Below are 21,325 nucleotides of genomic sequence, written 5' to 3'. Positions count from 1 at the left end.
CACGCCCCCCCTCAGCCACCGCCCTGTTCCAGCAGGGCGGCAAGGCCCTCGCGATAGCTGGGATAGTGCAGCCGCACCCCCAGCTCCTCCTTGATGCGCCTGTTCCGCACCCGCTTGCTTTCCGAATAAAAGCTGCGGGCCATCGGTGTCATCTCGGCCGTGGCGAAATCCTCGGCCGGGGGGGCGGGCAGGCCCAACAGATGCGCGGCATGCGCCAGCACATCTTCGGGCGGGGCCGGATCATCGTCGCAGACGTTATAGGCCGCGCCGGGGTTGGGGCGGGCGATGCTGGCCGCCAGCACCTGCGCAATGTCATCGACATGAATGCGCGAAAACACCTGCCCCGGCTTGATGATCCGCCGCGCCGTGCCGTCCTTGACCTTGGCAAAAGGCCCGCGACCGGGGCCATAAATCCCCGCCAGCCGAAAGATATGCACCGGCAGCCCCGTCGCCTGCCACTGCGTCTCGGCCAGCACGCGCTGATCGCCGCGGCGGCTGCTGGGCGTCAGCGGTGTGGCCTCATCCACCCAGGCCCCCTGATGGTCGCCATACACCCCGGTGGTCGAAAGATACCCCACCCACTGCGGCCGCGCCGCCCTGATCTGGTCCCCCGCCGCCGCCAGAAACGGGTCACCCGCATCATCCGGCGCAGCAGACACCAGCACATGCGTGGCCACCGCCAGCGCAGGCGCAAGATCACCCGGCCACATCAGCGGCTCGGCCCCTTCGGCCCGCACCGCCCCGGCCTTGGCCGCATCGCGCACCGTGCCAATCACGCGCCACCCCTGCGGCAGCAAAAGCCGCGCCAAGGCCCGCGCCGTATATCCATGTCCAAGCGAAAGAAGTGTGTTCATCCCCCAACTATCCGCTGCGCCGCGGCAAGCTGCAAGATGCTTGATCGCCCCACACCGTCACCCACACCGTCACCCCACGTCATAAAGCCGTCACTTGCACAGGCCCCCCGCTTGCGGCTTATATGCCAGATCATTGGATGAGACATGACATGCAAGACGGACCCGCCGCCTATCTGACCCCCGATACCCCACCGGCCGAGGCCTTTACCGACCCCGCCGCCGCCGTCACCCGGCTGGAAGAACTGTATGCAAGCGCCACGGCCTTTCTGGCGCATCATTTTTCGGCCTGCGTCACCAAGGGCCGCCCCCCGTCACGCATCCGGGCCACCTATCCCGAAATCCGCCTGACCGTGGCCAGCCACACCAAGACCGACACCCGCCTGTCCTTTGGCCATGTCGCAGCCCCCGGCACCTATACCACCACGATCACCCGGCCCGATCTGTTTCGCCATTACCTGATTCAGCAACTGGGCCTGTTGATCCAGAACCACGGCCAGCCCATCGTCATCGGCCCCTCTGACACGCCGATCCCAGTGCATTTCGCCGTTGCCGGCAACCCCGAGGTTTCGGTGCCGCAAGAGGGTGTGCTCGACTTTTCGCTGCGCGATGTGTTTGACGTGCCCGATCTTGCCACCACCAATGATGATATCGTCAATGGCACCCGCACGGTGAACCCCGATGGCTCGATGCCCCTGGCCCCCTTTACCGCCCAGCGCGTCGATTACTCGCTGGCCCGGCTGACCCATTACACAGCCACCGATCCCAGCCATTTCCAGAACCACGTCCTGTTCACCAACTACCAGTTCTATGTTGATGAATTCGAATCTTATGCCCGCCAGATGCTGGCCGATCCGTCCAGCGGCTATACGGCCTTTGTCGCCACGGGCAACCAGATCATCACCACCGCCGATGGCCTGCTGACGCCCGTCACCAAGATGCCCCAGATGCCGACCTATCACCTGAAACGGGCCGATGGGCAGGGCATCACGCTGGTGAATATCGGTGTCGGCCCGTCCAACGCCAAAACCGCCACCGATCACATCGCTGTCCTGCGCCCCCATGCCTGGATGATGGTCGGCCATTGTGCGGGCCTGCGCAACACACAGGCCCTTGGCGATTTCGTTCTGGCCCATGCCTATCTGCGCGAAGACCACGTTCTGGATGATGATCTGCCGGTCTGGGTGCCCATCCCGGCACTGGCCGAGATTCAGATCGCCCTGCAAGATGCCGTGGCCGAAGTCACCCAACTGCAAGGCTATGAGCTGAAACGCATCATGCGCACCGGCACCGTCGCCACGATCGACAACCGCAACTGGGAACTGCGCGACCAGTCCGGCCCGGTCAAGCGCCTGTCGCAATCGCGCGCCATCGCACTCGATATGGAAAGCGCAACCGTCGCCGCCAACGGCTTTCGCTTCCGCGTGCCTTACGGCACACTTTTGTGCGTGTCGGACAAACCCCTGCACGGAGAGTTGAAGCTGCCCGGCATGGCCAGCGACTTTTACAAAACCCAGGTCGCCCGCCACCTGCTGATCGGCATCAACGCGATGGAGCGCCTGCGCCAGATGCCCATCGAACGCATCCACAGCCGCAAGTTGCGCAGTTTTGAGGAAACCGCCTTCCTCTAACCCCGCCAAAACCGGCGAAAAACGCCGCTTTCACAAGGTTTGCTCTTGATCTGGGGCGCAAAACCTTGTGTAGCGGGTTGGTCGCCTAGCAAGGCCGAAAGATGCCATGCGCCCAAATCGAAAACCGGGCGCACCAAACCGAAGGAAAAAGAGCATGATGAAACCGATGACCAAGACCCAGCTTGTCGCCGCCATCGCCGAAGCCATGGGCGCTGACAAGAAAGTTGCTGGCGCCGCACTTGACGCGATCACCGAAGTGGTCACCCGCGAAGTTGCCGCGGGCGGCGCTGTCACCCTGCCGGGTCTGGGCAAGGTTGCCTGCAAGGCCCGCCCCGAGCGTCAGGTGCGCAATCCGGCCACCGGCGAAACCATGACCAAGCCTGCCGACAAGCAGGTGAAATTCGCCATCGCCAAGGCGCTGAAAGACAGCGTCAACGCCTGATCGTCAGATCACCGCAATCCAAGGCCGCCCCCTTCGGGCGGCCTTTTCAATCCCGGAGCATGCCATGGACCTTCGCGCCATCCTGATGGGCCTTGCCTTCGCGCTGATGTGGTCCTCGGCCTTTGCCACTGCCCGGATCATCGTGGCCGATGCCCCGCCCCTGATGGCGCTGGCCGCCCGCTTTGCCCTGACGGGCCTGATCGCCGTGATCGCCGCCCGGATCATGGGCCAAAGCTGGCGCCTGCCCGGCGGCTGGCATGGCCCGCAGGCCCGCGCCGTTCTGGTGTTCGGCCTGTGCCAGAACGCCCTCTACCTCGGCCTCAACTTCGTCGCCATGCAATGGATCGAAGGCTCGCTTGCCGCCATCATCGCCTCGTCGATGCCGCTGATCGTGGCGGGGCTTGGCTGGGCCTTCATGGGCCAGCGCACCACGGCGCGCGGCCTGCTGGGGCTTGTCATCGGCATGGCCGGGGTGATGCTGATCATGGGCACCCGCCTGTCGGGCGGGGCCGATGCCTTGGGCATTGCGCTGTGCGTGCTGGGCGCGCTGGCGCTGGCCGTTGCCACGCTGACGGTGCGCGGGGCCAGCGGGGCGGGAAACCTGCTGATGATCGTCGGGCTGCAAATGCTGGTCGGCGCCGCGATCCTTGCCCTTGTCTCCGCCATAACCGAGGTGCCGCATCTCACCCTTTCCGCCCGTTGGATGGCGGCTTTCCTGTATCAGTGCTTTGTGCCGGGTCTGGCGGCCACGCTGATCTGGTTCTCGCTGGTGCGCCGCATCGGGGCCGTGCGCGCCGCCACCTTCCATTTCCTGAACCCCGCCTTCGGCGTCGCCATCGCCGCCCTGCTGCTGGGCGAAACGATCAACCCCACCGATCTGATCGGCGTCGCCATCGCCATGGCCGGCATCTTGCTGGTGCAGATGGAACGGGCGCGGGGGTGAACTAGATCCAGCCAAATCTTCAAGATAAGCTTTAAGTTGAAACCTTGAAAGGCAGCCACAAGCCCGCCCGAGTATTTTTAGCGATGTATCAATACGATACCGTATTGATCATAAAATGAAATATCGACTAGGGTATTTCGCCATTGAAAGGAGATTATATGAAATTCAAATCATCAGCAGCCGCGTTCTTGCTCGTGTCGGCATGTGTCCCTGCAACCCCAATCGTTAGTGATTACAATGGCGCGAGTGTGAAAATTCAAATTTCACAGCTTGCGAACCAAGACGAAGCAAAAGCCTCGGCACTTTCAGAAGCGCAGCGCATCTGCGCGCGCACGGGAAAACGCGCAGAACCCGCATCCACCCGCACGGTGGCCGACTATACGAGCGAACTTCTCTTCCTTTGCCTGTGAGTCCTTGACGACATAGAGCTTGTTATCACAATAAGCCCCCCGTCTGCACGGGGGGTGTATCGCAGGTGCATCAAGGGTGACTCGGCGGCGGCCCTGGAATTTGGCTCAGCCAATCTTGCCGCGAACACCGCCAGTTTGCCCGCGATCCAGCAGCAGATGGTCCAGCACCACGCAGGCCATCATCGCCTCACCCACCGGAACCGCCCTGATCCCCACGCAGGGGTCGTGGCGGCCCTTGGTGATCAGATCCACCTCGTTCCCCTTGGTGTTCACTGTCTGGCGCGGGGTCAGGATGCTGCTGGTCGGCTTGACCGCAAAGCGGCACACCACCGGCTGACCCGTTGAAATTCCACCCAAAATTCCGCCCGCATGGTTCGACAGATACTCTGGCCCATCGGCCCCCATGCGGATCTCATCGGCATTTTCCACGCCCGTCAGCATCGCCGCATCGAACCCGTCGCCAATTTCAACACCCTTGACCGCGTTGATCGTCATCATCGCAGCCGCCAGATCGCTGTCCAGCTTGGCATAGATCGGCGCGCCAAGGCCCGCCGGCACACCAGTCGCCACCACCTCGATCACCCCGCCCACCGAATTGTGGTTCAGCCGGATGTCATCCAGATATTGTGCCCATTCCTCGGCTGCCACAGCATCTGGGCACCAAAACGGGTTCTGCTCAATCTGGCTGGCATCGAACCGTGCCCGATCAATCCCCTTTGTCCCGATCCGCACCATATAGCCGCTGATCGCCAGGCCCGGCACCAGCGCGCGCAACACCGCCCGCGCCACACCGCCCGCAGCCACCCGCGCCGCGGTTTCCCGCGCGCTCGATCGCCCGCCGCCCCGATAATCGCGCACCCCGTATTTCTGGTGATAGGTGATATCGGCATGACCGGGCCGGAACGATTGGGCAATATCGCCGTAATCCTTTGATCTTTGGTCCGTATTCTCGATCATCAACTGAATCGACGTGCCCGTCGTCACGCCTTGAAACACCCCCGAAAGGATGCGAACCTCATCGGGTTCCTTGCGCTGGGTGGTGAATTTCGACGTGCCCGGCTTGCGCCGATCCAGCCAGGGCTGAAGATCCGCCTCACTCAGCGCAATGCCGGGGGGGCAGCCATCGACCGTGCAGCCAATCGCAGGCCCATGGCTCTCGCCCCAGGTGGTGACACGAAACATATGGCCAAAGGTGTTAAAGCTCATCGCATTCTCCCGCTTCGCCTGCCCGTTTAGGGCATGTGCGCCAAGGAATGAAGGGATTTCCTGCGCCCCAGACCTGCATTAGGGTCGCGCCCATGACCCAAGACCTGAAATCCCGCCTGCAAACCCGCGCCCTGACCGAAGGCTTTGCCGCAATGCGCATCACCACACCCGATGCCATTCCGCAGGCGGCGGCGCGGCTGGCCGAATTTGTCGCGCAGGGCAAGCACGGCCAGATGGGCTGGATGGCCGAGCGGATGGAATGGCGCGGCAACCCTGCCGCCCTCTGGCCACAGGCGCGGTCTGTCATCATGCTGGCCGAACCCTATACGCCCGATGCCAACCCCCTGCCTTTGCTGCAAGAAACCGACCGGGGGGTGATCTCGGTCTATGCGCAAGGCAAGGATTACCATGATCTGGTCAAACGCCGCCTGAAACGTCTGGGCCGCTGGCTGATCGACCAATCCCCCAAGGCCGACCCTGCCGAAATCAAGGTATTCGTCGATACCGCCCCGGTGATGGAAAAGCCGCTGGCACAGGCAGCGGGCCTTGGCTGGCAGGGCAAACACACCAACCTGTTGTCGCGCGATCTGGGCAACTGGTTCTTTCTGGGGGCGATTTTCACCACGCTTGACCTGCCCCCCGACCCGCCCGAGATCAGCCATTGCGGCACCTGCACCGCTTGCCTTGATATCTGCCCCACGCGCGCTTTTCCCGCGCCTTATCAACTGGATGCGCGGCGCTGCATTTCCTATCTGACGATCGAACACAAAGGCCCGGTGGACCCTGATCTGCGCGCGCTGATGGGCAACCGGATCTATGGCTGCGATGATTGTCTGGCGATCTGCCCGTGGAACAAGTTCGCGCAGGCCGCCCATGACATCGGCTATGATCCCAAACACGGCGCACCACCGCTGGCCGAACTGGCGGCGCTGGATGATGCCGCCTTCCGCAGCTGCTTTGCCGGCAGCCCGATCAAGCGCATCGGGCGGGATCGCTTTGTGCGTAACGTGCTGTATGCCATCGGCAATTCCGGCAATCCGGCCCTTGCCCCAGCGGCCCGGGCACTGACCACAGACGCCGATGAAACCGTGGCCGAGGCCGCCCGCTGGGCGCTTAGCCGCCTGCGCGCAACCGGTCGCGCAGCGCCGTGATCTGATCACGCAGCGCCAGCAGATCAGGCAGGCTCATCCCGGTTTTCTCGACAATACATGCGGTGATCGGCTCGGCCCGCTGCTGCAAGGCGCGGCCAGCCTCGGTCAAGACGATCCGCACCTGCCGCTCATCCCGGTCATCGCGCCGCCTGTTTACCAATCCTTGGCTTTCCAGACGCTTTAATAGCGGCGTCAGCGTGTTTGATTCCAACTGCACCTGCCGCCCGATTTCGCCCACGGTCTGCCCATCTTGCGCCCACAGCGCCATCAGCACCAGATACTGCGGATAGGTCAGGCCCAGATCATCCAGCAGCGGCTTATAGGCCTGCTGCATCGCATGCGCCGCCGAATACAGCGCAAAACAGATCATGTCGGGCGGCGTCAGGGTCATGCGCCGCAAATTAAATCGCGCACGATAAAATCGCAAGGGCTTGACTCTGGCCCCTTTGATGGGCATTTAATATCGCACACGATTTAATCGCACACGAAAGGCAGCACCATGACCGTCGATCCCAAATACTGGACCGAAGCCCAAGCCACCGGAGGCGGCCGCAACGGCCTTGCCAAACTGATGGATGGCAAGCTGACCGTCACCATGACCAGCCCCAAGGAACTGGGCGGTTCCGGCGCAGGCCATAACCCCGAAGAGCTGTTCGCCATCGGCTATGCGGCCTGCTATCTGGGCGCCATGCGCTTTGCCGCCAGCAGCGAAAAGCTGGGCACGGTGCCGGATGATGCCACGGTGAACGCCCATGTCGGCATCGGCCCACGCAGCGATGGCGGCTTTGGCCTTCAGGTCAAACTGATCGTGACATTGCCGGGCCTTGAACGGGGTGTGGCGGAAAAAATCGTGGAACGCGGCCATTTCATCTGCCCCTATTCCAACGCCACACAGGGCAACATTCAGATCACCACCGAACTGGTCTAAGGCCAGATTCCGCCAACCCACCGCCCCGGTTCCTGCCGGGGCGTTTGGTGTTTTGGCGGTTTTACGCTAGACTGGCGATCCACACAGACAGGAGGCTTTGATGCAACAGATCAGCGAAGGCCGTCACAAGGCCGACAAGCGCAGCCCCAGCACAGGCAGCCGCACCGCGCAATTCCTGCGCATCGCACGCAACCCGCGCGAAACCTTTCACGCCCATCACAGCGCGCCAAAGGCAAGCCGCCTTGTGCAGTTCCTGCGCATCGCACGCGGCAAGACCGCCTGAATGCAAAAGGGCGCCCAACCGGGCGCCCTGCTCTTGCAGGCGTCGCCCGTTCAGGCGCGCACCAGCTTTTCATATTCGCTGGAAACCTTTTTCGTCAGCTCACCGACTTCAAAGGTATAATCCCCGATCTGCCCCACCGGGGTCACCTCGGCGGCGGTGCCGGTCAGCCAGCACTGCTGGAATCCTTCCAGATCCTCGGGCTTGATCCGCACCTCATGCACCTTGACGCCCCAGCTTTGCAGCATGCCGATCACGGTCTGACGGGTGATGCCGTTCAGAATGGCATCGGGAATCGGGGTGTAAACCTCTCCGTCCTTGACGAAGAAGATATTCGCGCCGGTCGCTTCGGCCACATATCCGCGATAGTCGAACATCATCGCATCCGAGCATCCCTTGGCCTCGGCCGCATGTTTCGACATGGTGCAGATCATATACAAACCAGCCGCCTTGGCCGCATGCGGAATGGTCAGCGGGTCGGGCCGGCGCCACTTGGCAATGTCCAGCTTGGCCCCCTTCAGCTTGGCATCGCCATAGTAATTCCCCCATGACCAGCAGGCCACCGCCATCTGGATCGGGTTCTTTTTCGACGCAACGCCCATATCCTCACCCGCCCCACGCCAGGCCAGGGCCCGCACATAGGCATCGGTCAGATTGTTGGCCTTCAGCACCGCCTCTTTCGCGGCCTCGATTTCGGCCACCGAATAGGGCAGCGGCATATCCAGCAATTCACCCGATTTCCGCAGCCGTTCCGAATGCTCGACCGACTTGAAGATCTTGCCGTTATAGCACCGCTCCCCCTCAAAAACAGACGAGGCATAATGCAGGGCATGGGTCAGGATATGCACCTTGGCCGAGCGCCATTCCACCAATTCGCCATCCATCCAGATGAACCCGTCCCGATCGTCATATCCGGCCATCACGCCCTCCCGAATTTCGCAAAGTTGCGCTGCATTGGTCCATATCGGACATAATCTTGCGCAAAACCCTTGGTGGGCTAACAGTTGATACTTGGAAAGTCAACAAGGCTGACGTAACTTCGCCCGCAAAGGGAGAGACCCATGGCAGACCCAACCCCCAGCGGCGAAAGCCTGCTGTTTCTGACGGATGAGCAGTTGCGCAAGGGCATCGAGGCGATGTTCTTTGCCTATCGCGGCTTTACCGCCGATCCCGATCGCATTCTGGAAGGCATGGATTACGGCCGCGCCCATCACCGCGCGATTCACTTCATTCACCGCAGCCCCGGCACCACCGTGTCGAACCTTCTCAGCATTTTGGGTGTAACAAAACAGTCGCTTAATCGCGTATTGCGAACGCTGGTCGAGGATGGGCTGGTGGATGCCCGCGTGGGCCGCAAGGATAAGCGCGAGCGGAATCTGTATCTGACGGCAAAGGGGCAAGAGCTGGAACGCGAACTTTCCGATGCACAACGGGCGCGCATGCGCGCGGCCTATCGCGCCGCGGGCCCACAAGCGGTTGCAGGCTTTCGCACCGTGCTTGAGGCGATGATGGAACCAGACCTGCGCAAGCAGTATCAGGGCCTGAAGGAGAACAGCGTATGACCCAACCCGAAGCGCATCTTCTGGTCGTTGATGATGACGAACGCATTCGCGGCCTGTTGCAGAAATTCCTGATCCGCAACGGCTTTCTGGTGTCGGTCGCCCGCGATGGCGCACAGGCCCGGCGGCTGCTGTCAGGGCTGGAATTCGACATGATCGTGATGGATGTGATGATGCCCGGCGATGACGGCATCACCCTGACGCGCGAGTTGCGCAAAAAGATGCAGACGCCGATCCTGCTGCTGACCGCCAAGGGCGAAACCCAAAGCCGGATCGACGGGTTTGAGGCCGGGGCCGACGATTATCTGGCCAAACCGTTCGAGCCGAAAGAGTTGCTGCTGCGCATCAACGCCATTCTGCGCCGCGTGCCGCAGATGCGCGTCGATAGCCCGCCCAAGGTGCTGCATCTGGGATCCGTGCGCTATGATATCGACCGGGGCGAATTGTGGCGCGGCCCCGATCCGGTGCGCATGACAGCCACCGAAGCCGCCTTGATGCGGATCTTTTCAGCCCAACCCGGCAGCCCGGTCAGCCGCGAAAAGCTGGTGGGCGATCTGGGCCGCGACGATGCCGCGCAGGAACGCGCCGTTGATGTGCAGATCACCCGCCTGCGCCGCAAGATCGAGGATGATCCGAAACAGCCGCGCTATCTGCAAACTGTGCGGGGCGAAGGCTATATGCTGCAACCCGATTGATCCGCAGCCACCCACCGGGGGCCAGCCCCCGGACCCCCGGGATATTTAAGAACAGATGAAGGCGGCAGGGATGATCGTTTACACCCATGCGGACTGTCTGGACCACATCACCCCGCCCGGCCACCCCGAGCAGGTCGAGCGGTTGCGCGCCGTGGAGCGCGGGCTGGCAGGGCTGAGGGTCGAGCGCCGGGATTGCCCTTTGGGCCTTGAGGCTGACATTCTGCGCTGCCATCCGGTGGCCTATCTCAACCGTATCCGCGCCGCTGTTCCGGCGCAGGGTTGGGCGCAGGTGGATGGCGACACCTTTTTATCCCCCGGTTCGCTGACGGCCGCCTTGCGCGGAGTGGGGGGCATTTGTGCAGCCGTCGATCATGTGATGACAGCGGGGGGCCGCGCCTTTGTGGCCGCCCGCCCCCCCGGCCACCATGCCGAACGCGAAACTGCCATGGGCTTTTGCCTGTTCGGCACCGTGGCCATCGGTGCAATGCGCGCGTTGGATATACATGGGCTGACCCGTGTGGCGGTGCTGGATTTCGACGTGCACCATGGCAACGGCACCCGAGATCTGCTGTGGGATGAACCGCGCGTTCGTTTTGTCTCATCCCATCAGATGCCGCTTTACCCCGGCTCGGGCCATGCCAGCGAACGTGGCGCGCAGGGGCAGATCACCAACCTGCCGCTGCGGGCCGGATCGGGCGGGGCCGAGATGCGGGCCGCATGGCAGCCCGTGCTGGATGATCTGCGCCGATGGCAGCCCGAACTGGTGCTGATCAGCGCGGGCTTTGACGCGCATCGCGATGATCCCCTGGCCGGCCTGGCCTGGCCCACCCGTGATTTCGCATGGATCACCCGCGCGATTTGCGATCTGGCCGATGAAACCTGTGGTGGGCGTGTGGTCTCCAGCCTTGAGGGGGGCTATGATCTGGAGGCCTTGGCCGATAGTGTGGCCGCGCATGTGACAGAACTGAGCAGGGCCAATGACTGACAAACCGATTCCCGAGATGAGCTTTGAAGAGGCCATGGCCGCGCTGGAACAGGTCGTGGGCCAGTTGGAACGCGGCGATGTGGCACTCGAGGCCTCGATCGCCCTGTATGAGCGAGGCGCCGCCCTCAAGGCCCATTGCGCCGACAAGCTGAAGGCCGCCGAGGCCAAGGTCGAGATGATCCGCGCCCAGGAAGGCCGCGCCACTGGCACCACCCCGGCGGAGGGGATGTGAGCCTTCCCGAGGCGCTTGGCCGGGCAGCCGCCCTTGTGCAGGGCCGGCTTGATGCGGCGCTGCACCCCCATGCCGACGAACCCGTTGTGCACGCCATGCGCTATGCCGTGGCCGGGGGCAAACGTCTGCGCGGCTTTCTGGTGCTGGAAAGTGCCGCCCTGTTTGGCGTGACACCAGACCGTGCGGTCAGCGCGGCGGCGGCGGTCGAGTCGCTGCATGCCTACAGCCTTGTGCATGACGACATGCCCTGCATGGATGACGATGATCTGCGCCGCGGTCAGCCCACGGTGCATATGAAGTGGGATGAGGCAACGGCCGTGCTGGCGGGCGACGCCTTGCAGACACTGGCGTTCGAGCTGTTGACCGACCCTGCCTTGGGCACGGGAGATACCCGCATCGCCTTGGTGCGCGGGCTGGCACTGGCCTCGGGGGCGCAGGGCATGGTGCTGGGGCAGGCCCTGGATATTGCAGCCGAAACCGCCGCGGCCCCCTTGACGCTGGACCAGATCACCCGGCTGCAAGCGGGCAAGACGGGCGCGCTGATCCGCTGGTCCGCCGAGGCAGGGGCGGTGATTGCGGGCGCTGATCCCGCACCGCTGCGCGCCTATGCCACCGCGCTTGGCCTTGCCTTTCAAATCGCGGACGACATCCTTGATGTCACCGGCGATGCCACCAAGGCGGGCAAGCGGCTGCAAAAAGACGCAGCGGCGGGCAAGGCCACCTTTGTCTCGCTGTTGGGGCTTGAAGCCGCACAGGCGCGGGCCAAATCGCTGGTGGATGAGGCGGAAAGCCACCTTGCGCCCTATGGCCCAAGGGCACAAACCTTGATCGATGCCGCGCGCTTCGTTATTGCGCGCGAAAGCTGACGCCCCGAAAGGCACGCCATGACCCATCGCCCCGTCACCCCCACGCTTGACCGTGTTCGCGTGCCCGCCGATATGAAGGGCCTGTCAGACCGCGATCTGCACATGCTGGCCGACGAGTTGCGGGCCGAAACCATTTCCGCCGTTTCCGTGACGGGGGGGCATCTGGGGGCGGGGCTTGGCGTCGTCGAACTGACCGTTGCCATTCATGCCGTCTTCGACACCCCGCGTGACAAGCTGATCTGGGATGTGGGCCACCAGTGCTATCCGCACAAAATTCTGACCGGGCGGCGTGACCGCATCCGCACCCTGCGCACCGAAGGCGGCTTGTCTGGCTTTACCAAGCGCAGCGAATCCCCCTTTGATCCGTTCGGCGCGGCCCATAGCTCAACCTCGATCAGCGCGGCGCTGGGCTTTGCCGCCGCCCGCGATCTGGGCGGCGATCCGGGCGATGCCATTGCCGTGATCGGCGATGGGTCGATGTCAGCCGGCATGGCGTTTGAGGCGATGAACAACGCAGGCCATCTGAACAAGCGCCTGTTCGTCATTCTGAACGACAATGAAATGTCGATTGCCCCGCCAGTGGGGGCCCTGTCATCCTATCTGACCAAGCTTTACGCCGATGGCCCCTTTGACGAATTGAAGGCCGTGGCCAAGGGGGCTGCCAGCCTGTTGCCACCACCGCTGCGCGAAGGGGCGCTGCGGGCCAAGGAGATGCTGAAAGGCATGGCCGTTGGGGGCACCCTGTTTGAACAACTGGGCTTCAGCTACATAGGCCCGATTGATGGCCATGACCTTGATCAGCTTTTGCACGTCTTGCGCGCCGCCAAACAGCGCGCCACCGGGCCCATGCTGATTCATGTCATCACCAAAAAGGGCAAGGGCTATGCCCCGGCCGAGGCCGCGCGCGACAAGGGCCATGCTACGGGCAAGTTCGATGTGCTGACAGGCCAGCAGGCCAAGGCCATTTCCAACGCGCCCAGCTATACCAAGGTCTTTGCCCAAAGCCTGATCCAAGAGGCCGAGGCCGATGACAAGATCGTGGCCATCACCGCCGCCATGCCCGATGGCACCGGGCTGAACCTGTTTGCCGAGCGGTTTCCCAAGCGTTGCTTTGACGTGGGCATTGCCGAACAACATGCCGTCACCTTTGCCGCCGGTCTGGCGGCTGGCGGGATGAAGCCGTTTTGCGCGCTTTATTCCACCTTCCTGCAACGCGGTTACGATCAGGTCGTGCATGATGTGGCGATCCAGCGCCTGCCGGTGCGCTTTGCCATCGACCGCGCCGGCCTTGTCGGTGCCGACGGGGCCACCCATGCCGGCAGCTTTGACGTGGCCTTTCTGGCCAACCTGCCCGGCATGGTGGTGATGGCCGCCGCGGATGAGGCCGAGTTGAAGCACATGGTCGCCACGGCCGCCGCATGGAGCGATGGCCCCATCGCGTTCCGCTTTCCGCGTGGCGACGGCGTCGGGGTCGAAATGCCCACCCGCGGCAAAGTGCTGGACATTGGCAAGGGCCGCATCCTGGCCCAGGGCACCCAAGTCGCCCTCTTGTCCTTTGGCACCCGTCTGGCCGAGGTGTCCAAGGCCGCCGAAGCCCTTGCCGCCAAAGGCATCAGCGCCACCGTGGCCGATGCCCGCTTTGCCAAGCCGCTGGACCGTGACCTGATCCTGAACCTTGCGCGCAACCATCAGGCGCTGATCACCATCGAGGAAGGGGCGATTGGCGGCTTTGGCAGCCATGTGGCCCAGCTTTTGGCCGATGAGGCCATCTTTGACCGCGGGCTGAAATTCCGCAGCATGGTGCTGCCCGATATCTTCATCGATCAGGCCAGCCCCGAGGCGATGTATCGCATCGCCGGAATGGATGCCCCGCAGATCGAGGCAAAGGTGCTGGAAACGCTGGGCATTGCCAGCCTGTCAAAACGGGCCTGACGGGAACCAAACACCAGATCTGGACATTTCCCCTTCGCGCCGCGACAACCGGCGTGAAGGAATGCCCCGATGACCCTGCCCCCGCTTGCCAAGATCAGCCTTGCCCTGTGTATCGGGGCTTTGGGCGGTGTCAGCTTTTACCTGATCGGCCTGCCGCTGCCCTGGATGCTGGGGGCCCTGTTTGCCAGCATGGCCGCCGCCATCCTTGGCGCCCCCGTGCTGCCACCCAATCGCATCCGCCCCGCCACCGTCGCCGTGATCGGCGTCATGCTGGGCGCGCGCTTTACCCCCGATTTCATCGCCATGGCCGGGGCCTGGGGCACATCTCTGGGCCTGTTGGCGCTGTATATGCTCTGCGTCTCGGCGGTCACCGTGCCCTATTACCGCTTTGCCGCCAAGACTGACTGGCAAACCGCCTATCTGGCCGGTATGCCCGCAGGTCTGACCGAAATGGTGGAACTGGGCGAAGAAAAGGGCGCCGATGTCCGTGCCATCATCCTTGCCCATACCTTGCGCATCGTGATCACCGTGGCGCTGATCGCCATCTGGTTCCGCCTGATCGAGGGGCGCAACGTCGGCGCCATGCCCAATTTCGGCACCGCCCCGCTGACCCTGCCCGATGCCCTGCTGTTGCTTGCCAGTGCCGTGATCGGCGCCTGGGCCGGGCGCAAACTGCATTTCCCGGCCCCCGCCTTCATGGGGCCACTGGCGTTGTCCGCCCTGCTGCATGCCACCGAAATCACCGCCAGCGCGCCGCCTGTGCCGGTGGTGATCGCCGCACAGATCATCCTTGGCACCGTTCTGGGCTGCCGCTTTATCGGGGTGCGCCCCATGGTGCTGGCCCGCGCGGCATGGCTCAGCCTTTGGGCCACCATCGCCACGCTGCTGATCGCGCTTGGGTTTGCCGTGCTGATCCATGCCGTGATCGGCGTCACCACCGATCAGGTCATTCTGGCCCTCGCCCCCGGCGGGCTGACAGAAATGGGCCTGATCGCCCTTGCCATCAATGCCGACGTGGCCTTTGTAGCCTTGCACCATGTGGTGCGTATCCTGATCGTGATCCTGCTGGCCAAGCCCTTGTTCACGCTGCTGCCGAAAGGCTGATCAGAAATCCAGATCCGCGTAATGGGCGGGCGGCGGAAAGCCTGGCACCTGATCGGCCAGCAAGGTGCGGAAACTGGGGCGCGACTTGATCTTGGCATACCAGTCCTTGACCACCGCGCTGCGATTCCAATCAACATCGCTGATGTAATCCAGGCACGACAGATGCGCCGCTGCCGTGAAATCGGCCAAAGACATCTGATCCCCCGCCAGCCAGCGGCGCTGATCCAAAAGCCAGGCCATGTAATCCAGATGAAACTTGATGCTGGCCGCGCCCGATTTCACATTCTTGCTGTCCGGGTAACCCAGCTTCATCACCTTCTTGTTCACCCGCTCATACAGCAGTTTCGACGTCACCTCGTCATGGAACTTGTCGTCAAACCACGAACAGATGCGCCGCACTTCATAGCGAAAATCGGGGTCGCGCGGCATCAGCGCCGGGTTGGGAAATGTCTCGTCCAGATATTCACAGATCGCCTGGCTTTCGCTCAGCGTCCGGCTGTCCATCTTCAGGATCGGCACTTTGCCCGCGGGATTGCGGCGCAGAAAGTCGGGTGTCGGCTCCCAATAGCGCTCTTCAACCAGCTCCACCTCCAGCCGCTTTTCGGCCAGCGTCAGCCGAACCTTGCGGCAAAAGGGGGACAGCGGGAAGTGATACAGGCGGATCATGCGCAAAAAGCTCTCGTCAGGCCGCTCATCTGATACCCCCCTCCGCCAGCAGGATCAATGCGCTTTGCGCCAAGGCCCGGTTTCACGGCGGGCTTAGTCCTCAAAGCAATCGGCGCGGCCATCGACGGCAATGGTTTCGGCCCCCGAGATGATAGACCGCGTGCGGCTGCGCACGAAATCCGACGGGGCCGAGGCACTGCGCCCCTTGGGGTCTGGCAAGATCGCGGCCAGCCGCGCCGCCTGCAACGCGCTCAGATCGCGGGCCTCAACACCAAAATAATGCCGCGCCGCCGCCTGCACCCCAAACACGCCCTCATCAAACTCGGCAACATTCAGATAAACCTCAAGAATCCGCCGCTTTGACCAGATCAGCTCGACCGCCGGGGTCAGCGCCGCCTCCATCGCCTTGCGCAACCATGACCGGCCCTGCCACAAAAACACGTTCTTGGTCACCTGCTGCGACAGGGTCGAGGCGCCCCGATTGCCGCCCTCGGCCACGGCCTGCCGGATCGCGCGCATGTCAAACCCCCAGTGCAGGCAGAAATTCGCATCTTCCGCCGCCACGACCGACCGCGCCATCACCGGGGCAATCTCCTCCCAGTCGGCCCATTCCCGCTCAATACTGCCCAAACGCACCGATTCCTGCACTTGGTAGATATTCGCGGGGGGGTTGAAAAAGGAAAACAGCAAAACCAGAAAGGCGAAAAACCCCACCACAGCCAGCACGCCCCGCAGCGCCCAAAACGCCAGCCGCCGCCGCAACGGGCGGTTTGGGGCCCGCTCGGGGGCCTTTTTGCGGGCCGTCGATTTTGCGTGTTTCGCCATGCCTTCTTAGGCCAGAGGCAAAGCGCGGGGTCAAGCCGCCCCCACAGCAAAAGGCCCCCACAAGGGGGGCCTTCGCAGCTTACTCGGCGGGAACCTTCTCAGGCTCGATCGACAGCGGCGCCGCCAGATGGGGCAGCATCTCTTTCGGGCAAACCTGCAAGAAGTTCACCCGCTCGGCCTCCCAATTGGCCAGGATCGCTTCGGCCTTGCGGCTGCCGGTCTCGCGGGCATGGGCCTCGATCAGGCCCTTCAACTGGCCCTCCCAATGCGGATGGCTGACAGCGCAGGTCACCAGGCTTTCGGGGTTGACGAAATCCTCGGCCACGCCGGTCGGGTCATACAGATAGGCCATACCCCCCGTCATCCCCGCGCCAAAGTTTGCGCCAATCCGGCCAAGGATCACAGCAACGCCCCCGGTCATGTATTCGCACCCGTTCGAGCCACAGCCCTCAACCACCACCTTGGCCCCCGAGTTGCGCACCGCAAACCGCTCGCCCGCGCGGCCATAGGCGAACAGATAACCATCCGTCGCCCCATACAGCACGGTGTTGCCGATGATGGTGTTTTCGCTTGGGTCCAGCGGCGACGACAGCGGCGGGCGCACCACGATCAGGCCACCCGACAGGCCCTTGCCAACATAATCGTTGGCATCGCCCTGCACTTCCAGCTTCAGCCCCTTGACGGCAAATGCCCCCAGCGACTGACCGCAAGACCCGGCCAGTTTCACCGTCAGATGGTCAGGCTGCAACGTATTGCGCATGCCGAACTTCTTGACGATATGGCTGGCCGCCCGCGTGCCGATGGTGCGGTGCGTGTTGCGCACGGCATAAGACAACTGCATCTTCTCGCCATCTTCAAAGAATCGGTGGCCATCCTTGATGATCTCGGCATCCAGTGTATCGGGCACCGCATTGCGCGGCTTGCTGCGATCATAGGTGATCTTCTGCGCCCCATCGACGGTGATCAGCAGCGGGTTCAGATCCAGATCATCCAGATTGGCGGCCCCACGGCTGACCTGGGTCAGCAGATCGGCGCGACCGATGATCTCATCCATCGAGCGCACACCAAGGCTGGCCAGCAACTCGCGCACTTCTTGCGCATAAAAGGTGATCAGGTTCACCACCTTGTCTGCCGTGCCGGTGAACTTGGCCCGCAGCGCCGGGTCTTGGGTGCACACGCCCACCGGGCAGGTGTTCGACTGACACTGACGCACCATGATGCAGCCCATGGCAATCAGCGCCGCTGTGCCGATGCCATATTCCTCGGCCCCCATCATCGCGGCCATCACGATGTCACGGCCAGTGCGCAACCCACCATCCGTGCGCAGCGTCACCCGGTCACGCAGGTTGTTCATCGCCAGAACCTGATGCGCCTCGGTCAGGCCCATTTCCCACGGCAGGCCGGCATATTTGATGCTGGTGCCAGGGCTGGCCCCGGTGCCACCGTTATGGCCCGAAATCAGGATGATATCGGCCTTGGCCTTGGCCACACCGGCGGCAATCGTGCCCACACCCGACGATGACACCAGCTTGACCGTCACCTTGCAGCGCGGGTTGATCTGTTTCAGATCGTAGATCAGCTGTGCAAGGTCTTCGATCGAATAGATGTCATGGTGCGGCGGCGGCGAAATCAGCGTCACGCCCTTGGTCGAATGCCGCAGCCGTGCGATCAGATCCGTCACCTTCATGCCGGGCAACTGGCCACCTTCGCCGGGCTTGGCCCCTTGCGCCACCTTGATCTCAAGCTCTTCGCAATGGTTCAGATATTCGGCCGTTACGCCGAACCGGCCCGAGGCCACCTGCTTGATCTTGGCGCTTGGGTTGTCGCCATTCGGCTCTGGCGTGAAATGCGCCGGGTCTTCGCCACCTTCACCGCTGTCAGACTTGGCGCCGATGCGGTTCATCGCCACATTCAACAGCTTGTGCGCCTCGGGCGACAGCGCCCCCAGCGACATGCCCGGCGTCACAAAGCGTTTGCGAATGCTGGTGATCGATTCCACTTCCTCGATCGGCACCGGCTTGCCCAGGGGCTTGATGTCCAAAAGATCGCGGATGTGAATCGGCGGGTTGGCCCGCATCGCAGCCGAATATTGCTTCCACAGGTCATAGCTGGCCCGGTCACAGGCCGCCTGCAACATATGCATCGTCTGCGCTTCCCAGGCGTGCTTTTCGCCCGACCGACGCGCCTTGTAGAACCCGCCAATCGGCAGCACATCGGCGCCACCCAGCCAGCCCCGCGCATGCACATCTTCCAGCTTCTGCTCAATCCCGTGCAGACCGATGCCTGAAATACGGCTGTGCATGCCGGGGAAATATTCATTCACCATGGCCCGGCTCAGACCCACGGCCTCAAAGTTCAGACCGCCGCGATAGCTGGAAATCACGCTGATCCCCATCTTCGACATGATCTTCAACAGGCCCGCATCAATCGCATCGCGATAGCGGCGGGTGGCATCGGTCAGGCTGCCATCCAGCAGGCCCCGGTTGATGCGATCCGCAATCGTATCCTGCGCCAGATAGGCGTTCACCGTGGTTGCCCCACAGCCGATCAGAACCGCAAAGTAATGCGGGTCGATACATTCCGCCGACCGCACGTTCAGCGAACAGAACGTGCGCAACCCCTTGCGCGTCAGCCACGAATGCACCGCACTGGTGGCAAGGATCATCGGCATCCCCACCTTTTCGGGGCCCTGATGTTCATCCGTCAGCACGATATGCGCCGCACCCGAGCGCACGGCATCCTCGGCCTCGGCCCGGATCCGCTCCAGCCCCACGCGCAAATCATCCAGGCTTTGCCCAACAGGGAAGGTGCAGTCGATCATCGCAACCGACTCGCCGAATTGTTTGACCATCACGGCGAATTCGGCATTGGCGATGAACGGGCTTTCCAGCACCAGAATCTCGGTCTGGCTGCTGTTTTCATCCAGCACGTTCTTCAGATTGCCAAAGCGCGTCTTCAGGCTCATCACCCGGCTTTCGCGCAAACTGTCGATCGGCGGGTTCGTCACCTGGCTGAAATTCTGCCGGAAGAAATGGCTCAGCGGGCGATACACGCTGGACAGCACCGCTGCCGGGGTATCGTCGCCCATGCTGGCGATCATTTCCTTGCCGTCTTCGGCCATCGGCGCCAGAACCTGCTCCAGCTCTTCAACCGTAAAGCCGGCCGCGATCTGGCGGCGGCGCAGCTCGGCCCCTTCAAACAGCGCGGTTTCCGGCACGTCTTTCAGCAGGCTGTTCAGATCAACAACCTTCTCGATCCACTCGCCATAAGGCTGGGCCGAGGCAAGGCGGTCTTTCATCTGGGCGTCGTGATACAGCTTGCCGTCTTTCATATCGACAGCAATCATCTGCCCCGGCCCCAAAGCGCCCTTTTCGCGCACCGTGGTTTCATCCACCGGCACCATCCCGGCCTCAGATCCCGCGATCAGCAGCCCGTCACCCGTCACCACATAGCGCATCGGGCGCAGGCCGTTGCGATCCAGCCCGCCGCAAACCCAGCGGCCATCGGTCATCGCCAGGGCGGCCGGGCCGTCCCACGGCTCCATCACCGCGTTGCAATAGGCATACATATCCTGCCACGCCTTGGGCAGTTCGCCGGTGTTCTTCGACCAGGCCTCGGGCACCAGCATCGTCTTGGCCATCGGCGCCGACCGGCCCGACCGCACCAGAACCTCGAACACAGCATCCAGCGCCGCCGAGTCAGACGACCCCGCAGGGATGATCGGCTTGATATCCTCGGCCGCCTCGCCAAAGTTGTTCGACGCCATCCTGATTTCGTGGCTCTTCATCCAGTTGACGTTGCCCTTCAGCGTGTTGATTTCGCCGTTATGGGCCAACATGCGGAAGGGCTGGGCCAGCCACCACTGCGGGAAGGTGTTGGTCGAATAGCGCTGGTGATAAATCGCAAATGCGCTTTCAAAGCGTTCGTCCAGCAGATCGGGGTAAAAGGTCGCCACCTGCTCGGCCAGCATCATACCCTTATAGATGATGCTGCGGCACGACAGGCTGCACAGATACAGCCCCTGAATCTGCGCTGCAATCGCCGCCTTCTCGATCCGGCGGCGGATGATATAGAGCTCGCGCTCGAACGCTTCTTGATCAATGTCCTTTTCGCAGCGGATCAGAATCTGCTCGATCTCGGGCCGCGTCGCATTGGCCTTTTCACCCAGCACACTCACATCCACCGGCACATGCCGCCAGCCATAGATGTAATGCCCCATCCGCAGCACTTCGGCCTCGACAATCGTGCGGCACCGCTCTTGCGCACCAAAATCCGTGCGCGGCAAAAACACCTGCCCGACAGCGATCAGCTTTTTCGTGTCCGGCTCATGGCCCGTGCGGCGCACCTGATCGTAGAAGAACTTGACCGGGATCTGCACATGAATGCCGGCCCCGTCACCCGTCTTGCCATCGGCATCAACAGCGCCCCGGTGCCAGACTGCCTTCAGCGCGTTGATCCCGTTTTCCACCACCTTCCGGCTGGGCTTGCCCGAGATCGACACAACCAGACCCACCCCGCACGAGGCATGCTCGTCATCGGCCTTGTAAAGACCGTTCGCATCCAGCCACGCGCGCTTGGCTTCTTCGGCCCGCACCCAGTCTGCATCATAGTTGGTCATG

Annotated in this window: 21 protein-coding genes; 14 read left to right on the top strand and 7 right to left on the bottom strand. The window is 62.8% G+C overall.

Translation table 11 applies throughout. The annotated features are described in order from the left end of the window. Positions 1 to 11 precede the first annotated feature (11 nt). Positions 12 to 854 (bottom strand): SDR family oxidoreductase, encoded by an 843-nt coding sequence (locus V3C85_RS02510; protein WP_331793496.1) that lies wholly within the window; start codon positions 852 to 854, stop codon positions 12 to 14. A 149-nt stretch (positions 855 to 1,003) separates the two neighbouring features. Between V3C85_RS02510 and V3C85_RS02505 the strand changes: the two genes are divergently transcribed. The 4 genes from V3C85_RS02505 (at position 1,004) to V3C85_RS02490 (ending at position 4,277) form a co-directional block, all read left to right on the top strand. Next, positions 1,004 to 2,482, top strand: coding sequence for an AMP nucleosidase (locus V3C85_RS02505; protein WP_331793495.1), 1,479 nt, complete (start codon positions 1,004 to 1,006; stop codon positions 2,480 to 2,482). 154 nt (positions 2,483 to 2,636) lie between these two features. Then, positions 2,637 to 2,924: an HU family DNA-binding protein gene (locus tag V3C85_RS02500; RefSeq protein ID WP_331793494.1), complete on the top strand. Its 288-nt coding sequence runs from the start codon at positions 2,637 to 2,639 to the stop codon at positions 2,922 to 2,924. A gap of 64 nt (positions 2,925 to 2,988) precedes the next feature. After that, positions 2,989 to 3,867 carry a DMT family transporter gene (locus V3C85_RS02495; RefSeq protein WP_331793493.1) on the top strand — a complete coding sequence of 293 codons (879 nt, stop codon included), beginning with the start codon at positions 2,989 to 2,991 and terminating at the stop codon, positions 3,865 to 3,867. A gap of 158 nt (positions 3,868 to 4,025) precedes the next feature. After that, a complete protein-coding gene (locus tag V3C85_RS02490; RefSeq protein WP_331793492.1) occupies positions 4,026 to 4,277 on the top strand; it encodes a hypothetical protein in 252 nt (83 codons plus the stop codon). 105 nt (positions 4,278 to 4,382) lie between these two features. On the opposite strand, the gene aroC is transcribed toward V3C85_RS02490, so the two are convergent. Beyond that, a complete protein-coding gene (gene aroC / locus V3C85_RS02485) occupies positions 4,383 to 5,483 on the bottom strand; it encodes a chorismate synthase (protein WP_331793491.1) in 1,101 nt (366 codons plus the stop codon). Positions 5,484 to 5,575: 92 nt separating this feature from the next. Between aroC and queG the strand changes: the two genes are divergently transcribed. Beyond that, positions 5,576 to 6,634 carry a tRNA epoxyqueuosine(34) reductase QueG gene (gene queG, locus V3C85_RS02480; protein ID WP_331793490.1) on the top strand — a complete coding sequence of 353 codons (1,059 nt, stop codon included), beginning with the start codon at positions 5,576 to 5,578 and terminating at the stop codon, positions 6,632 to 6,634. Here queG and V3C85_RS02475 read toward each other — a convergent pair. After that, entirely contained in the window at positions 6,597 to 7,025 is a 429-nt protein-coding gene (locus tag V3C85_RS02475) for a MarR family winged helix-turn-helix transcriptional regulator (RefSeq protein WP_331793489.1), read from the bottom strand. The genes queG and V3C85_RS02475 overlap by 38 nt on opposite strands. A gap of 108 nt (positions 7,026 to 7,133) precedes the next feature. On the opposite strand from V3C85_RS02475, the gene V3C85_RS02470 reads away from it, so the two are divergent. Both V3C85_RS02470 and V3C85_RS02465 read left to right on the top strand, forming a co-directional pair. Then, positions 7,134 to 7,562 carry an organic hydroperoxide resistance protein gene (locus V3C85_RS02470; RefSeq protein ID WP_331793488.1) on the top strand — a complete coding sequence of 143 codons (429 nt, stop codon included), beginning with the start codon at positions 7,134 to 7,136 and terminating at the stop codon, positions 7,560 to 7,562. Between the two features lie 100 nt (positions 7,563 to 7,662). Further along, positions 7,663 to 7,845: a hypothetical protein gene (locus V3C85_RS02465; RefSeq protein ID WP_331793487.1), complete on the top strand. Its 183-nt coding sequence runs from the start codon at positions 7,663 to 7,665 to the stop codon at positions 7,843 to 7,845. A 50-nt stretch (positions 7,846 to 7,895) separates the two neighbouring features. On the opposite strand, the gene V3C85_RS02460 is transcribed toward V3C85_RS02465, so the two are convergent. Further along, a complete protein-coding gene (locus V3C85_RS02460) occupies positions 7,896 to 8,762 on the bottom strand; it encodes a branched-chain amino acid aminotransferase (RefSeq protein WP_331793486.1) in 867 nt (288 codons plus the stop codon). A 141-nt stretch (positions 8,763 to 8,903) separates the two neighbouring features. On the opposite strand from V3C85_RS02460, the gene V3C85_RS02455 reads away from it, so the two are divergent. The 7 genes from V3C85_RS02455 to V3C85_RS02425 all read left to right on the top strand — a co-directional run bounded on the left by V3C85_RS02455 (position 8,904) and on the right by V3C85_RS02425 (position 15,215). Further along, the gene (locus tag V3C85_RS02455) at positions 8,904 to 9,404 is read left to right on the top strand and encodes a MarR family winged helix-turn-helix transcriptional regulator (protein WP_331793485.1); all 501 of its coding nucleotides are present in this window, start codon (positions 8,904 to 8,906) and stop codon (positions 9,402 to 9,404) included. After that, positions 9,401 to 10,096: a response regulator transcription factor gene (locus V3C85_RS02450; RefSeq protein WP_331793484.1), complete on the top strand. Its 696-nt coding sequence runs from the start codon at positions 9,401 to 9,403 to the stop codon at positions 10,094 to 10,096. The genes V3C85_RS02455 and V3C85_RS02450 overlap by 4 nt, the downstream gene beginning before the upstream one ends. Positions 10,097 to 10,166: 70 nt before the next feature. After that, positions 10,167 to 11,081 (top strand): histone deacetylase family protein, encoded by a 915-nt coding sequence (locus V3C85_RS02445; RefSeq protein WP_331793483.1) that lies wholly within the window; start codon positions 10,167 to 10,169, stop codon positions 11,079 to 11,081. Next, a complete protein-coding gene (locus V3C85_RS02440) occupies positions 11,074 to 11,313 on the top strand; it encodes an exodeoxyribonuclease VII small subunit (protein WP_331793482.1) in 240 nt (79 codons plus the stop codon). The genes V3C85_RS02445 and V3C85_RS02440 overlap by 8 nt, the downstream gene beginning before the upstream one ends. Beyond that, the gene (locus V3C85_RS02435) at positions 11,310 to 12,179 is read left to right on the top strand and encodes a polyprenyl synthetase family protein (protein ID WP_331793481.1); all 870 of its coding nucleotides are present in this window, start codon (positions 11,310 to 11,312) and stop codon (positions 12,177 to 12,179) included. Before V3C85_RS02440 ends, V3C85_RS02435 begins: the two co-directional genes overlap by 4 nt. 18 nt (positions 12,180 to 12,197) lie before the next feature. Then, complete coding sequence (gene dxs / locus V3C85_RS02430; RefSeq protein WP_331793480.1) at positions 12,198 to 14,111, top strand: 1-deoxy-D-xylulose-5-phosphate synthase; 1,914 nt, start codon at positions 12,198 to 12,200, stop codon at positions 14,109 to 14,111. 69 nt (positions 14,112 to 14,180) lie between these two features. Beyond that, positions 14,181 to 15,215, top strand: a complete 1,035-nt coding sequence (locus V3C85_RS02425; RefSeq protein ID WP_331793479.1) for an AbrB family transcriptional regulator — start codon at positions 14,181 to 14,183, stop codon at positions 15,213 to 15,215. Here the strand turns inward: V3C85_RS02425 and fzlA are convergent, their stop codons facing one another. The 3 genes from fzlA to gltB all read right to left on the bottom strand — a co-directional run bounded on the left by fzlA (position 15,216) and on the right by gltB (position 21,324). Continuing rightward, a complete protein-coding gene (fzlA, locus tag V3C85_RS02420; protein ID WP_331793478.1) occupies positions 15,216 to 15,881 on the bottom strand; it encodes an FtsZ-binding protein FzlA in 666 nt (221 codons plus the stop codon). A 93-nt stretch (positions 15,882 to 15,974) separates the two neighbouring features. After that, positions 15,975 to 16,706 carry a monofunctional biosynthetic peptidoglycan transglycosylase gene (mtgA, locus tag V3C85_RS02415; protein WP_331793477.1) on the bottom strand — a complete coding sequence of 244 codons (732 nt, stop codon included), beginning with the start codon at positions 16,704 to 16,706 and terminating at the stop codon, positions 15,975 to 15,977. A 79-nt stretch (positions 16,707 to 16,785) separates the two neighbouring features. Further along, on the bottom strand, positions 16,786 to 21,324 hold the full coding sequence (gltB, locus tag V3C85_RS02410; RefSeq protein ID WP_331793476.1) for a glutamate synthase large subunit: 4,539 nt from the start codon (positions 21,322 to 21,324) through the stop codon (positions 16,786 to 16,788). Position 21,325: the final 1 nt, after the last annotated feature.

Origin of the sequence: Pseudotabrizicola sp. L79, from assembly GCF_036553525.1 — a bacterium.
Taxonomy (GTDB): Bacteria; Pseudomonadota; Alphaproteobacteria; order Rhodobacterales; family Rhodobacteraceae; genus Pseudotabrizicola.
Note: the sequence above shows the minus strand (reverse complement) of the source record. Positions and strands in the feature narration are given on the sequence as shown.

Coding starts and splice junctions, on each gene's coding strand:
- V3C85_RS02470 (WP_331793488.1), top strand. CDS start 7,134: ATGACCGTCGATCCCAAATACTGGACCGAAGCCCAAGCCACCGGAGGC.
- V3C85_RS02450 (WP_331793484.1), top strand. CDS start 9,401: ATGACCCAACCCGAAGCGCATCTTCTGGTCGTTGATGATGACGAACGC.
- aroC (WP_331793491.1), bottom strand. CDS start 5,483: ATGAGCTTTAACACCTTTGGCCATATGTTTCGTGTCACCACCTGGGGC.
- V3C85_RS02495 (WP_331793493.1), top strand. CDS start 2,989: ATGGACCTTCGCGCCATCCTGATGGGCCTTGCCTTCGCGCTGATGTGG.
- queG (WP_331793490.1), top strand. CDS start 5,576: ATGACCCAAGACCTGAAATCCCGCCTGCAAACCCGCGCCCTGACCGAA.
- V3C85_RS02475 (WP_331793489.1), bottom strand. CDS start 7,025: ATGACCCTGACGCCGCCCGACATGATCTGTTTTGCGCTGTATTCGGCG.
- V3C85_RS02425 (WP_331793479.1), top strand. CDS start 14,181: ATGACCCTGCCCCCGCTTGCCAAGATCAGCCTTGCCCTGTGTATCGGG.
- V3C85_RS02505 (WP_331793495.1), top strand. CDS start 1,004: ATGCAAGACGGACCCGCCGCCTATCTGACCCCCGATACCCCACCGGCC.
- V3C85_RS02500 (WP_331793494.1), top strand. CDS start 2,637: ATGATGAAACCGATGACCAAGACCCAGCTTGTCGCCGCCATCGCCGAA.
- V3C85_RS02490 (WP_331793492.1), top strand. CDS start 4,026: ATGAAATTCAAATCATCAGCAGCCGCGTTCTTGCTCGTGTCGGCATGT.
- dxs (WP_331793480.1), top strand. CDS start 12,198: ATGACCCATCGCCCCGTCACCCCCACGCTTGACCGTGTTCGCGTGCCC.
- V3C85_RS02455 (WP_331793485.1), top strand. CDS start 8,904: ATGGCAGACCCAACCCCCAGCGGCGAAAGCCTGCTGTTTCTGACGGAT.
- mtgA (WP_331793477.1), bottom strand. CDS start 16,706: ATGGCGAAACACGCAAAATCGACGGCCCGCAAAAAGGCCCCCGAGCGG.
- V3C85_RS02465 (WP_331793487.1), top strand. CDS start 7,663: ATGCAACAGATCAGCGAAGGCCGTCACAAGGCCGACAAGCGCAGCCCC.
- V3C85_RS02460 (WP_331793486.1), bottom strand. CDS start 8,762: ATGGCCGGATATGACGATCGGGACGGGTTCATCTGGATGGATGGCGAA.
- V3C85_RS02445 (WP_331793483.1), top strand. CDS start 10,167: ATGATCGTTTACACCCATGCGGACTGTCTGGACCACATCACCCCGCCC.
- fzlA (WP_331793478.1), bottom strand. CDS start 15,881: ATGATCCGCCTGTATCACTTCCCGCTGTCCCCCTTTTGCCGCAAGGTT.
- V3C85_RS02510 (WP_331793496.1), bottom strand. CDS start 854: ATGAACACACTTCTTTCGCTTGGACATGGATATACGGCGCGGGCCTTG.
- V3C85_RS02440 (WP_331793482.1), top strand. CDS start 11,074: ATGACTGACAAACCGATTCCCGAGATGAGCTTTGAAGAGGCCATGGCC.
- gltB (WP_331793476.1), bottom strand. CDS start 21,324: ATGACCAACTATGATGCAGACTGGGTGCGGGCCGAAGAAGCCAAGCGC.